This is a genomic window from Dyadobacter crusticola DSM 16708, from assembly GCF_000701505.1.
Lineage (GTDB): Bacteria > Bacteroidota > Bacteroidia > Cytophagales > Spirosomataceae > Dyadobacter > Dyadobacter crusticola.
Genome location: NZ_JNJB01000011.1, coordinates 224,432 through 237,742 on the forward strand (window position 1 = coordinate 224,432; position 13,311 = coordinate 237,742).

The 13,311-nt window shown below is 46.6% G+C and carries 10 protein-coding genes; 7 read left to right on the forward strand and 3 right to left on the reverse strand.

Features of this window, described 5'->3' with window-relative positions:
- Window positions 1–86: 86 nt before the first annotated feature.
- The 6 genes from Q369_RS0115755 to Q369_RS0115780 all read left to right on the forward strand — a co-directional run bounded on the left by Q369_RS0115755 (window position 87) and on the right by Q369_RS0115780 (window position 6,791).
- Window positions 87–668 carry a LemA family protein gene (locus tag Q369_RS0115755; RefSeq protein ID WP_031528758.1) on the forward strand — a complete coding sequence of 194 codons (582 nt, stop codon included), beginning with the start codon at window positions 87–89 and terminating at the stop codon, window positions 666–668.
- 85 nt (window positions 669–753) lie between these two features.
- Entirely contained in the window at window positions 754–1,197 is a 444-nt protein-coding gene (locus Q369_RS0115760; RefSeq protein ID WP_031528759.1) for a TPM domain-containing protein, read from the forward strand.
- 4 nt (window positions 1,198–1,201) lie between these two features.
- Window positions 1,202–1,987 (forward strand): TPM domain-containing protein, encoded by a 786-nt coding sequence (locus Q369_RS0115765; protein ID WP_031528760.1) that lies wholly within the window; start codon window positions 1,202–1,204, stop codon window positions 1,985–1,987.
- 167 nt (window positions 1,988–2,154) lie between these two features.
- Entirely contained in the window at window positions 2,155–3,063 is a 909-nt protein-coding gene (locus Q369_RS0115770; RefSeq protein WP_031528761.1) for a DUF8428 domain-containing protein, read from the forward strand.
- Between the two features lie 149 nt (window positions 3,064–3,212).
- On the forward strand, window positions 3,213–4,706 hold the full coding sequence (locus Q369_RS0115775) for a peptide MFS transporter (RefSeq protein WP_031528762.1): 1,494 nt from the start codon (window positions 3,213–3,215) through the stop codon (window positions 4,704–4,706).
- A gap of 42 nt (window positions 4,707–4,748) precedes the next feature.
- Entirely contained in the window at window positions 4,749–6,791 is a 2,043-nt protein-coding gene (locus tag Q369_RS0115780) for a M13 family metallopeptidase (protein WP_031528763.1), read from the forward strand.
- Window positions 6,792–6,933: 142 nt separating this feature from the next.
- On the opposite strand, the gene Q369_RS0115785 is transcribed toward Q369_RS0115780, so the two are convergent.
- The 3 genes from Q369_RS0115785 to Q369_RS0115795 are packed head-to-tail and all read right to left on the reverse strand — an operon-like array spanning window position 6,934 to window position 11,996.
- On the reverse strand, window positions 6,934–8,094 hold the full coding sequence (locus Q369_RS0115785) for an AraC family transcriptional regulator (protein WP_031528764.1): 1,161 nt from the start codon (window positions 8,092–8,094) through the stop codon (window positions 6,934–6,936).
- A 4-nt stretch (window positions 8,095–8,098) separates the two neighbouring features.
- Window positions 8,099–9,361 (reverse strand): sugar MFS transporter, encoded by a 1,263-nt coding sequence (locus Q369_RS0115790; RefSeq protein ID WP_031528765.1) that lies wholly within the window; start codon window positions 9,359–9,361, stop codon window positions 8,099–8,101.
- Window positions 9,362–9,389: 28 nt separating this feature from the next.
- The gene (locus tag Q369_RS0115795; protein WP_031528766.1) at window positions 9,390–11,996 is read right to left on the reverse strand and encodes a family 20 glycosylhydrolase; all 2,607 of its coding nucleotides are present in this window, start codon (window positions 11,994–11,996) and stop codon (window positions 9,390–9,392) included.
- A 194-nt stretch (window positions 11,997–12,190) separates the two neighbouring features.
- Here Q369_RS0115795 and Q369_RS0115800 point away from each other — a divergent pair, with 194 nt between their 5' ends.
- Window positions 12,191–13,297, forward strand: coding sequence for an acyltransferase family protein (locus Q369_RS0115800; RefSeq protein WP_031528767.1), 1,107 nt, complete (start codon window positions 12,191–12,193; stop codon window positions 13,295–13,297).
- Window positions 13,298–13,311 lie beyond the last annotated feature (14 nt).

A 13,311-nucleotide genomic window follows, 5' to 3' on the forward strand; every position in this document is an offset into this window, starting at 1 on the left:
CAAAAGCCGGTTGTGTAGTTTTTGGTGCGGATTTTGTTAGCTTTGAACAACTTTGATTATTCATTAACTATTAACCGAATACTAAAATGTCAAAAGGATTAATCGCAGTAATAGTCGTGGTTCTAATTCTCGGATTCGTCGGCTGTGGAAAATATAACGGGCTTGTTGGAAAAGATGAAGTAGTGAAAGAATCCTGGGCTAAGGTAGAAAGCCAGTACCAACGTCGCGCCGACTTGATACCAAATCTGGTAAGCACCGTAAAAGGAGCTGCTGAGTTCGAGAAAGGTACATTAACTGCCGTCATTGAAGCACGTAGCAAAGCAACCCAGACAACGATCCAGGCTGATGAGCTTACTCCGGAGAACATTTCCAAGTTTCAGGCTGCACAGGATCAGTTAAGCGGCTCACTTTCCAGGTTACTTGTTTCGGTTGAACAATATCCGCAGCTCAAAGCAAACCAGAACTTTCTGGAATTACAGGCACAGCTTGAAGGCACAGAGAACCGGATTGGCGTAGCAAGAAATGACTTTAACACGGTTGTAAAAGACTACAATCAGGAAGTAAGAACATTCCCAACCAACTTGTTTGCGGGCGTTTTCGGCTTCTCGCAAAAAGGCTACTTTACAGCAACAGCCGGCTCCGAAAAAGCACCTTCGGTACAGTTCTAGACCGACATGAATGGTTTCCGGGAATAGTACCGGAAACCATTTACTTTTCTTAGCAGCACTTCACAGATACCTACACCCATTTTCCATGGAAGCGCAACCCCTTTTTTTTACAGAAGAGCAGCAGCAACTTATCATTAGTGCGATAAAGGCAGCTGAAAAACAGACTTCGGGCGAAGTGAAGGTACATATTGAGAAAAAATGCCCTAACCCGGATGTAATGGAAAGAGCGAAAGAAGTTTTCTTCGCACTGAACCTACACCAGACTGCCCAGCGAAACGGAGTTCTGTTTTATCTCGCTTATGAAGACAGGAAGTTTGCGGTACTTGGCGACAAAGGTATCAACGAAAAGGTACCTGACGATTTTTGGGAAACAACGAAGAGCCTGCTGCGAAGCCATTTTGCACAAGGCTTGTTCCTGGAAGGACTTTGTAAAGGTATCGCGGAGGCTGGATTTCAGTTGAAATCGCATTTCCCATACAAATCCGACGACATCAACGAACTTCCAGACGATATTTCGTTCGGACACTGAACTCATGAATAAAATACTCTTAATACCCATTCTGCTGATCATCTCTCTTTGTAGCAGTTGGGCACAGGATATCCCTGCCAAACCAAATCCGCCAAGACTGGTAAATGACTTTGCAAATCAGCTCAGCGTTGATGAAAAAGCCAGTCTTGAACGAAAGCTTGTTGCGTACAACGATTCTACCTCTTCGCAGATCGTTGTCGTAATTGTTCCGACAACAGGTGACTATCCTATCGCAGACTACGCTTTCAAAATTGGTAGAGAATGGGGTATAGGCCAAAAGGATAAAGACAATGGAATCGTGCTGCTATGGGCACCTACTGACCGGAAGGTTTTTATAAGCACCGGCTACGGAATGGAAGGCGCAATTCCGGATGCAATTGCCAAACGGATTATTTCGCAGGTGATTACCCCGCGCTTCAAACAAAATCAGTTTTACCAGGGTTTGGACGAAGGCGTGGACATGATCTTCAAATATGCAACTGGTGAATACAAAGCTGAAAAGCAGGATAATAACGGTGACAATGGCGGCTCTCCGCCGATACTTTTTATCGTTGCTTTTATTATGATTATCGCATTCATTATCATGCGGAACCGGAACAATCGTGGCGGCCGTGGAGGTGGAGGAATCGGCGGCTTTGGCGGACCGATATTCTGGCCTTATACCACACACTCGGGTGGCGGCAGCTTTTCGGGCAATTGGGGCGGCGGCGGATTTGGAGGAGGAAGCGGAGGGTTCGGCGGATTTGGCGGAGGTAGCTTCGGTGGGGGCGGCGCTGGCGGCGACTATTAGATGAATGCTATTACGTAATAAGAATACTTAAAAGGCTCGAAAGTGTACATTTTCGGGCTTTTTCATTTAGTTTGAGGTAAAAGGATGCATAGTCTTTGCATGTAGGAATGGCATGATATTTGAACAAACTCCATAAAAGATATCACTTTTAACCTAAACAACACTTTATGGAAAGGAAGAGCAACACCGGTCTTTTGGTCGGATTAATATTAATGACGATCATAGCCGCGGTTTTTGGATACCTCTATTATAATGAAAGAACACTTACAACCAAACAATCCGGCGATCTGGAAACACGTGTCAGCGAGCTGGCGGCTTCTGAGATCAAACTCGATTCAATATCCAAACAACTTGACGCAAGGATACAGGAAGTGCAGGGACTCGGGGGCGACGTTGAAGAGCTTCAAAAAGTAAAAGCTGCATTGGAAAATGATCGGATAGCACTCCGGAAAGGCAATGCAAATATGAGTAGGAAGATTAAAGACTATGAAAGCTTCTTAACCAAAAAAGATGAAGAAATCGCCCAGCTTCGCGAGGAAAACCAGCAGCTGATCAGCCAAAACGAAACATTGGTCCAGGAGAAAACGGAACTTCAAACCAGCAAGCAAGCCGTAGCAGATTCACTTTCGACAGTCGCGGCCAAGAATTCTGAGCTGGAATCCAAGGTGACAATGGCAGCCGCATTGCGCGCCAGGAATGTAAAAGTTTATGCCATTTCATCAAAAGGCAAGGTAAGAGAAGGTGAGAATGTGAAAGCTAAAAGGATCGATAAGGTACGCGTCGACTTTATGCTGGAAAAAAATCCGCTGACCCAAAACGATAATAAAACCATTTATCTCCGTATCATCGATCCAAGCGGCGCGACGATCTCGGATACAAAAACCGGCTCCGGCGTATTCGACTACAATGGCCAGGAGCAGGCTTTCACCATCAGCAAGGATATCGCTTATACCAACAGCAACCAGGACGTGAGCATTCTATACGACCGGGACGCTGCATTCCCTTCGGGTAAATACACCATAGAGTTATATTCCGAAGGGTTTTCTGTCGGAGAAGGTTCATTCTCAGTAAAGTAATCAGGTAAACCGCAGTGTTTGTTCGCGGCGATGGTGTAAAGCACCACCGCCGCTTTTTTATGCATTTCGATATTTACCCATAATTCCTATCTTGCACGATAAAATCAATTGAGAATAACCCCGAAAACCAAAGAAATCACCTCCGTTATATGTCATCACAAATTTCCCAAAAACACCCAAGAGGTCTGTACGTTCTGTTTTTTGCAGAGATGTGGGAGCGTTTTAGTTACTATGGCATGCGCGCTATCCTGTTACTCTTTCTGCTAGATAATGTCAGGGGCGGAATGGGAATGAGTGCGCCAGAAGCAACTGCTATTTACGGCCTTTATACTGCTTCGGTATACCTGCTTACATTGCCCGGCGGCTGGCTGGCAGACAATATCCTCGGTCAGAAAAAGGCGATCTGGTATGGAGGGATTGTGATTATGCTGGGGCACATTATCCTGGCAGTACCCGGCGGATCGGCCCTTTTCTTTATCGGGCTGAGCACCGTTGCGATCGGTACCGGGCTTCTGAAGCCCAATATCAGCTCCATTGTTGGAGAGCTTTACCCGGAAGGTGGTGCCCGCCGTGATGCGGCATTTTCCATCTTCTATATGGGCATCAACCTCGGTTCGTTCCTCGGAATCGCTATCGTAGGCTACCTTGGTGAGAAAGTAAACTGGCACATGGGTTTCGGTGCAGCTGCGATCGGAATGTTACTTGGCCTGGTAGTCTTTCGTTTCGGCAGCGCCACTTACCTGAAAGGACTCGGTGACGTGCCGACTGCAAAGGAGGAGGGTCAGCTAAATACCGCGTCGCAATCGGGCAACAACAAATTACTAGGTTACGGGCTAATTGCATTACTGATTGTGTTCCTGATCGTGCTGCAATCCTCAGGTACCATTGACATGACCACCGCGCAGGGACTTGCGCAGGGAGCAGGAGTTATTATCGTCTCCATTTCTGCCGCCTATTTCCTTTTCATCCTGGTTGCAGGCGGACTTACACGCGTCGAAAAATACCGCGTTGGTGTATTGATCATCCTTTTCCTGGCCATTGCATTGTTCTGGGCCGGCTATGAGCAGGCAGGTACATCGTTGCAAATCTTTGCAGAACGCCACACGCAACGCATGATCGGCAGCTGGGAAGTGCCATCGAGCTGGTTTCAGAACTTCCAGCCTACATTTGTCCTGATCTTTGCCCCCATTTTGGCTAGTTTGTGGATCTCGCTTTCAGCGAAAAACCGTAACCCTTCCATTCCGGTCAAATTTGCAATGGGTTTGATTCTCTTGGGTCTTAGCTTTTTCGTCATGGTAGCAGCGTCCAAGATCGCTGTCGCAGGAGACCTGGCCTCGCCGTTTTTCCTCACATTTACTTACCTTCTTCACACGATCGGTGAACTTTGTGTGAGCCCGGTAGGACTGAGCTCTTACACCAAACTCGCTCCGAAACGTTACGTCAGTCAGTTAATGGGAATCTGGTTTGTCGGCGCCTCATTGGGTAACCTTATTGCAGGAATTTTTGCCGGCGGTTTTGACGAAAGTAACATCCTTCAAATGCCTGCATTGTTTAACCAGGTAGCCATTATTACAACAATCTTCGGATTATTGCTGCTCGTTTTCTGGAAGCCGATCAAAGGCTGGATGGGCGGTATACATTGATTTAAGGTCTTAACAAATACTTCAACATTCATTTCACAAAAGATGAAATTAGCCAGTTTCGGTTATCACGCACTCGCTTTGTCGCTGCTGCTAGCGGGTTGCAAAAAGGAAAACGAACAGTCGGATACAGCAAAAGTACCTGGCTTCGATATCAGCTCACTTGATTCCACAGCCAAAGCCTGTGATGATTTTGATAGCTATGCGAATGGCGGCTGGAAGAAGAAAAATCCTATCCCTGGTACGGAGAGCCGCTGGGGTGCATTCGGGATTTTGGACAAAGAAAATAAGGAAGTAAGGCTGAAAAGCATTATCGATGAAATTGCGAGCAATAAAGACCGTAAAAAGGGAAGTGAGGAGCAGCAAATCGCCGACTATTATCAATCGTTTTTGGACACAGCTACCATTGAAAAGCGCGGTCTCTCTCCATTGAAACCGTATCTGGATAAGATCAATGCAGTTACTTCCTTAAAGGATCTTGTGCCGGTATCAGGTGAATTGCAAAAACTAGGAGTGCCCAGCGTAGTGGGCTTTGGGGTAGATGCAGATTTACGGAACAGCAAAATCAATATCCTGTATCAAGGCCAGGGAGGTTTGAGTTTAGGTGAAAAAAGCTACTACGAACGGACCGATTCCAGCACTGTCAAAGTAAGAAAGGAGTTTGTCGGGCATGTGGATAAAATGTTCTCGCTGGCTGGCTTTACAGATCAGAAACCCGGGCAAACCTTGCTGGACTTCGAAACAAAGCTGGCCAAACTGCAACTCAGTAATGTAGAATTGCGTGACCCTGTGAAGACCTACAATAAAATGGCCTTTTCCGATCTGGAAAAGTTATTGCCTGCATTTGAAATGAGAACTTTCGCGGATAAACAGGATATCAAAACTGACACCATCATTGTCCAGAACAAAGCATATCTGCAAAACCTTAACACATTGCTGAAAGCAACACCGATAAGTACTTTGAAAATGTACACCAAATGGCAACTGCTTTCACGATTCGCCGGATACCTTCCCAAAAGCTTTGACCAGGAAGATTTCCGCTTTTTCAGCACGGTTATGCGCGGTACAAAACAGCAGCGGGTTCGGCAGGAAAGAGCCATAAGGTCCACAGACGGGCTGCTTGGCATGCCGCTTGGTAAGCTGTTCTCAAAAAAATACTTCCCCGAAGAAGACAAGAAGAAAGTAGCTGAAATGATCGAGAATGTACGCACTGTATATGGTGAGCGCATTGATAAGCTGACCTGGATGAGTGACTCGACAAAGGCAAAAGCGCATAAAAAGCTCAAAGCATTTACCTATAAAATCGGGTATCCGGACAAATGGAAGGATTACTCAAGCATTGAGATCGCACCTGATAAATTATTCGAAAACGTAGTATCCGCAGCGCTCTTCGGGCATAAGGAATCGGTTGAAAAGATCGGTAAAGAGGTGGATAAGAAAGAATGGGGAATGACGCCGCAGACAGTGAATGCTTACTACAATCCTTTGAACAATGAAGTGGTATTCCCAGCCGGCATTTTGCAGCCGCCATTCTATAACCGCGACGCCGATGATGCTATCAATTACGGCGGAATCATCGCTGTGATCGGGCATGAATTTACACACGGATTTGACGATCAGGGTTCGCAGTTTGATGATGAAGGAAACTTGAAAAACTGGTGGACTGCTGCCGACCGCGCCAATTTTGATAAACTCACCAAAAGGTACATCGACTATTTCAGCGGCATTGAAGCTCTGCCGGGCTTTAACATCAATGGTGCATTGACGATCGGAGAAAATGTAGCTGACCTCGGAGGTCTGACACTCGCCTATTATGCATTGCAAAAATCATTTGAAGGCAAAAAAGAGCCAGAACCGATCGACGGATTCAACTGGAAGCAGCGGTTTTTCCTCGGCTGGGCGCAAGTCTGGCACATGAACACGACCGACGAAGCATTAAGAAATCAGGTTCAAACAGACCCGCACGCACCTGCTAAAGACAGAATCAATGGGCCACTTCCACATTTGAAAGAGTTTGAGGCTGCATTCGGCTGCGCACCAGGCAGCAAAATGACACTTCCGGATTCGGCGAGAATTGTGATCTGGTAATGGCGTCTTTGAGTTTAGAGTTTAGGAGTTTAGAGTTCATGAGTTCAGAGTTTAGGAGTTGAAAGTACCAATGCGAATACCTATTAACTTTAAACTCATAAACTTTTAAACTCATGAACTCATAAACTTCAGACTCAGAATTCTACTTCCCAGCCAAATACTTGTTCCGATAAGCACTTGGACTACATCCCTTAGCCTGCCTGAATTGGCGGGCTATATTTTTGCTATCTGTCAAACCCATATCCAGTGCAATTTCAAATACCGACATATCTGTATCCAGCAGTTTCTGGGTAAACTTCTCGATCCGAAGGTTGAAAATGTACTTGTAAATAGGGTACCCGGTGATTTCAAGAAACCTTTTTTCCAATGCACGACGCGACAATGGTACTTGCTTTACTACCTCATCAACATGAAGGTTTTTCTCGATATTCTGATGAATGTACTTTAATGAAGAAGCGATGTGATCGTCGTTTGTAGCGTATATGTCAGTCGAATGCCTCGTGATCACCTGCATGGGCTTCACAATAATATCATAATACTCGCCGGTACCATGCTGGATCATGTGGTCGAGCAACTTTGCTGCATCGTAGCCGCCTTTTTCCACGTCCAATGCGATACTTGAAAGCGGAGGATCGGACAAATCGCAGATCATTTCATCATTATCGACGCCAAGAACTGCGACCTCTTCCGGAATGCGGATACCCACGTGCCGGCAGGCTTCGGTAATGTGCTGCCCCTGGTTATCATCGCAGGTCATCAAACCGATCGGCTTTGGCAGCGATTTCAGCCAGCGGCTCAGCGAACTGGGCTTGTAGTACCAAAGCTCCGTAGATCTGGCCTTTTTGTGCTCAAAATAATGGACCTGATGTCCTTTTGATTTAAGTCTTTCCTCGAAACCTTCTGCCCGCTCCCGAGACCAGACGATGTCATTAAAACCGTAAAACGCGAAATTGGTAAAGCCTTTTTTCAGAAAGTAGTCTGCACCCAGCTGGCCTGCTTCGTGGTAGGCGCCGGTGATGTTAGGTATCTCGGTAAAACGTTCCTTGAAATCCTGCGCGATAACAGGAATGCCCGCCTTGACTATCTTGTCGATCTCCTTATTATAAAGCTGACCGACAATTCCATCTGCACCCCAGTCGAGCGCCCATTGCAGGATACCATCAATCCCGATCGTTTCTCGATGAAAAAGCGGCATCCGGCAAAAAATCCACGGGCCAAACTCCTTTGAATACGCGTTGATACCCTTCATCAGGCTCTTGCTGTATTCCTCCGCGAAGTCAAGAAGGAGAATAACTTTGTACATGATCTTAGTTTCCCGAAACCTTGAAAAGCTCTTTCACGCTGGTGACCGTTGCATTATTGACCAGAGGCTTAGCCCATATTCCGATACTAAGTATATATCCCAGCGGGATCAGGAGAAACAGCATTGCTGACTGCAAGCCGAAGAGTTGACCCAAGCCGCCGACAATCAGCGGAACAACTGCGCCGCCTGCAATGCCGGCACACAATATCCCGGAGAAAGTACCGTGATGCCGCGGGACGGAATTCAATGCGAGCGAGAAGATCACCGAATACATCACAGAAGCGAAAAAGCCCGTAAGCGGAAAACCGTACAATGCCATTTGCTTTGAACCAAACAGCGCAGCCAGTAATGCGATTACTGCACCTGAGGTAAAGAAAACAAGCACTTTCCTGCTGTCTATCAGTTTCAGCAGGATCAAGCCCAGAAAGCAACCGACCGTGAGCAAGCCCCAGAAATATGAGATCACAGATGCCCCGGTTGTAGCAGGGTCAACATCGTGGTAAGTCTGCAGAAATTGTGAAATCCAGTTGGCAATCCCCTGTTCCGTACCCACATAGGCAAATATACCCAGAAAGAACAGCCAAACTTTCCGCGTGGCCGCAAGCTCTTTGAATGCATTTCCCACATCAATCCGCTCCTCTTCCAGTAACTCCACCTTGGGAAATTTAACAAACGCAATAAGTAAAACCATGACCAGAGCGATCATCGAGAATACCCAGTAAAGTGAAACCCATTTCAGGTTTTCAGGAACAAGATCATTCAAAATATCGATCATGAAGCCCGATTGCCCTGAATGCACATGGAACACCAGGTAGGTGTATAACAACGGACTAAGGAAAGAAGCAGCACCGAAAAACAGCTGCGCCAATACAGAAAAGAATGCAAACCGCTCTTCACCGCCCGCCACACGCAAAAGCGGGTTGATCACTACCTGCAGCATAGCCATTCCAATGCCGATCAGGAACAATGAAGTTAATGCAATCGCAAAACCAGGCAAAATAGCGAACAGCAATGCCCCTACAAATGCAAGAAGAAAAGCAGCTATAAGAATGCGTTTCTCACCGTACTTTTCAACCATTAACCCGGCAGGAATGGACATTACCCCATAAGCCACAAAAAAAGCAAAGGGCAGAAAACCTGCCAAGCCCAGGCTCAGGCTGAAATCTCTTACGATATCCGGGATAATCGGTCCCAGGATGTTCGTAAGAAAGGAAATGACGAAAAATATCAGCAGGATCAGTACGACAATGAAGCTGTTTCTTTGCATGAGGGTTTATATGGATTTAAGCTCCTGATTAAGGTACGCTCACAACGCTCGTGCAGCCGGATCTGCCTGCAATATCAAAGCATTTCAGCTTCACAGTGCCGGTAACTTTCACTGGCGCTTCATACAAGTCAGACTTGGCTGTCGGCTCCGAACCGTCAGTAGTATACCTGATCATCAATCCCGGCAGCTCTGAATTGGCTTTCAGCATTCCATTCTCAATGATAGCGCCGGGCATTGGCATTCTGTAATTGTACCCTCCATTAATATACGCCCATTTCGGAAGTGCTTTCTGCGCCATGGTATTGGCAAAAATATTCCAGCCTTCTTTCATCATTTTCTTTCTGGCGGCATCGTCAGCCACAAACTCCCACTTCCTTTCGGCAGCCCAGGCACTTTCTGAAAAACCCAGCAGCTTGGGAAGGATCATATACTCCATCATATCCCGGCCTTTGATGGTTTCGCACCAAAGCTGCGCTTCTATACCCAGGATATTCTTTCTCGCGGCAGGTTTCAGTTGTTCTTTACCAACAAATTCCTCTTTCATAGGCTTGCCCATTGCCGTCTCCTCTGTCGTTTTAAACATATTGAAGGGCGCAAAAGCCCAGTTATCCCAGGTATCAACAAACCCACCCCAGTAGAGACCTGGCTCTTTGGGATCGTTATTGTAAGACATATCGAAATAGAAATTGGTCACATTGCAAAGTACCACCTGATAACCCGCATTCGCCATTCTATAACCCAGATCAACATCAAACACATTATTCCAGATATACGGCACCAGCGGACGATTGACAAACTCCGGATTAGCCAGGTAAGCGCCGGTAGCAGTTTTATTCAATGCAACTTCTTCCCAACCATGTACTTTCAGATTACGCTTTTCGAGCCTCGGCAGCAGGTTTCTCAGGAAGTATGTCTGCAAATTGCGGTACTCTTTGATTTCCGGATGCTCTTGCATGAGCTTGGCGATATTTGGTGATTTGGTCCACACACCTTCTGCCACTTCGTCTCCTCCTGTGTGGAATGTATCGAGCGTCAATCCCGCCTGCTTGTACAGTTTCGCAATTTCATCTACTACTTTCTCATAGAAATGGTAGGTCGACTCGCGTGAAATATCAACCACGTTATTCTTATAAGCCTGCGCCGACAAATAAACCGATTTATCCGCGGGATCAATCAGCCTGTACTCATTCGCTTCCTTTTCCTTGCCCTCTTTCATCAAACGCTCATACCGCGCCTCCATGGATTTGATCGCAGCCAGTGCGTGACCAGGAAAATTGACTTCCGGAATAACTTTGATGTGGCGCTCGGCTGCATATTTAAGTATCTCCACGAAATCCTCTTTCTTGTAGTATCCGCTTCCATATTTGTCCTTATCATAAGCTTTTGGTCCTGAACCGTAAGAAGGATGCAATGCAGATGCCTCCATTCCCGAGGTATGTTGCCGCTGTCCGCCAACTTCCGTCAGCTCTGGTAAACCATCTATTTCCAGCCGCCAGCCCTCGTCTTCCGTGATATAGAACAAAAAATGATTGATCTTATAAGCAGCCAGCAGGTCCAGTACCCGCTTGATGGATTCCTTGGTTTGGAAATTACGTCCAACATCCAAATGCATGCTCCTGAACTGAAAACGCGGCGCATCTTCTACCTGCACATAGTTAAAAACAACCGGCGTACCCTGCTTTTGGTAAACTTCCACAGGCGCGAGCTGCACCAGGCTTTGCACTGCATAAAAAACGCCGGCTGCATCACTCCCTGTAATGGAAATCCCCGTCTCTCCTATTCCGAGTTTGTAAGCCTCTTTTGAAATTCCATTCACGTTAACCGCACCCGTTTTCAAAACAATGGCCGGCGCTTCTGCGGAATCACCTGTGGGCACGCCTGCGCGTATAGGCAGATCCGTGGCGATCATTTCACGGAGTTTCTGGATCAAAAACTTAGCCTCATTTTCCAGACCTTCTTGATAAAATACCTGCGTCTGGCTGGTGAGGGTAAACGTTCCCTGTCCGGCAGTGAGCTTTACAGGACTTGGGATTATCTTCAGGAGCTGGTCTGCGGCAACTTTGGTGAATTGCAAATTGTGATTATATCTTGTTTCCGCCGTAGGAATTGGCATGAGATCTCTCTTTCCACGCAAGATTTGCTCTTTGGCAACAAAAGGCTCGACGGTATACTCCGTCACCTGCACGATCTCCTTTTCTTTGCCCTCATTATCATAAAAAACAAAATACAAGCCCATCGGCGCATCGGTTTCCTTGATAATCGCCTCAGTACCTGTATAATTAACGATCACTGAATCCCCCGGAGCCAGTTTAAAATCCTTTGCAGCCACCATCCTGTACCAGTCGCCATTGATGTGCTCGACGGTAGCCGCCTGAGGCGTTTTGTTGGTCTGGATCGGCCGGGGCGACATGTTGAAAAACAGCTTCCAGTTGGTAGCATCCAAAGTAATATCGCTCCCATTTTTGATTACGAACCTGGCTTCGAAGCTACCATTGGGCTCGCCGAAATTGTTCACCAGCTTCCAGGAAACACGGATCTTCTCGGCTTGCTCCTTGCTGATCTGGCCCGATTTGCCACAAGCTGAAAGGAAGAAGATCGCAACAATGAGAAACTGATAGTTAAATAGTTTTTTCATAAGGTTATATTCGGATTTGCCGGTGCCAGTGACTTTTACGGGTAGAAAGAGTAAGTATTTGACGTTTGTAATACTGAAAAGTTGGCAAAATATACTAGCGCAGGTGATTTACCAGCAGTAATATTCATTTAATTATCTGCCTGATAGTCTTTCCAAAACATTCACCGGTAATACAGCTTAAAAATGGTGGATTAATGCAAAAACTAACGGGTACAACTTCCAGGCTTTTGTCGCTCGATGCAATGCGCGGGTTCACGATCGCAGCTATGATTATGGTCAACTTTCCCGGAGATGATCACCATGTTTTTCCCACACTCCGCCATTCGAAATGGAACGGCTTGACATTTACAGATCTTATCGCACCCGTTTTCCTATTCATCGTAGGTGTTTCCATTGCCCTCGCCTATTCAAATAGCCGAACTGAAAAAGCCGCCAGACCTGCGCTTTACCAAAAGATACTGATACGTTCCGCCAAAATCTTCGCGGTCGGAATGTTCCTGAATATGCTGCCTCATTTCAACTTCTCGGATCTCAGGTACACAGGCACGCTGCATCGTATTGCAATCGTGTTCCTGGTATGTGCGCTGCTCTTCCTGAATACGAGCTGGAAACAGCAAGCCGCTGTTGCGGCTTTGATACTGGTAGGCTACTGGCTGGCAATGACATTGATCCCAACTCCGACAGTTGGGATTGTGGTACTTGAACCCGGCCTGAACCTCGCCGCGTGGGTCGACCAACAGTATCTGCCCGGTAAAATGTGGCAGGGTAACTGGGATCCAGAGGGGATACTGAGCACCTTTCCGGCGGTCGCAACCGGGATTACGGGAATGCTCGCAGGAAGAGTACTCCTGCTTCCAATGTCAGCTAACGAAAAGAGCAACTACCTCATGCTGGGCGGCTTAATCTCCGCGTGTGCGGGATACTGCTGGGGACTTGTTTTTCCTGTAAATGAAAACCTGTGGACAAGCTCCTTCGTACTGGTAACCTCCGGATTTGCCTCCATGCTCCTTGGTGCTCTTTACTTTGTGATTGATATCAAAAACAACAAAGCCGCAATTACGCCTGGCGTAATATTCGGGGCCAATGCAATTACCGCCTATGTGCTGGCTGACATACTGTCCCTGATCTTTTATCAATGGGACATTTCAGGTAGAACGCTGAATGAGATCGGCGTCAATGCATTTAACTCACTGGAAGTAAGCAAGGAATTTGCCAGCATGGTTTACGCGCTGCTCTTCGTATGTATCAACTTTATCCCGCTATATTTTTTGTACAAAAAGAGGATTTTTATCAAGCTTTAAAAAATGCGAAGCGC

Bases quoted from the DNA above. Each gene is read 5' to 3' on its own strand.
- Q369_RS0115755 (WP_031528758.1), top strand. From the start codon at position 87: ATGTCAAAAGGATTAATCGCAGTAATAGTCGTGGTTCTAATTCTCGGA.
- Q369_RS0115760 (WP_031528759.1), top strand. From the start codon at position 754: ATGGAAGCGCAACCCCTTTTTTTTACAGAAGAGCAGCAGCAACTTATC.
- Q369_RS0115765 (WP_031528760.1), top strand. From the start codon at position 1,202: ATGAATAAAATACTCTTAATACCCATTCTGCTGATCATCTCTCTTTGT.
- Q369_RS0115770 (WP_031528761.1), top strand. From the start codon at position 2,155: ATGGAAAGGAAGAGCAACACCGGTCTTTTGGTCGGATTAATATTAATG.
- Q369_RS0115775 (WP_031528762.1), top strand. From the start codon at position 3,213: ATGTCATCACAAATTTCCCAAAAACACCCAAGAGGTCTGTACGTTCTG.
- Q369_RS0115780 (WP_031528763.1), top strand. From the start codon at position 4,749: ATGAAATTAGCCAGTTTCGGTTATCACGCACTCGCTTTGTCGCTGCTG.
- Q369_RS0115785 (WP_031528764.1), bottom strand. From the start codon at position 8,094: ATGTACAAAGTTATTCTCCTTCTTGACTTCGCGGAGGAATACAGCAAG.
- Q369_RS0115790 (WP_031528765.1), bottom strand. From the start codon at position 9,361: ATGCAAAGAAACAGCTTCATTGTCGTACTGATCCTGCTGATATTTTTC.
- Q369_RS0115795 (WP_031528766.1), bottom strand. From the start codon at position 11,996: ATGAAAAAACTATTTAACTATCAGTTTCTCATTGTTGCGATCTTCTTC.
- Q369_RS0115800 (WP_031528767.1), top strand. From the start codon at position 12,191: ATGCAAAAACTAACGGGTACAACTTCCAGGCTTTTGTCGCTCGATGCA.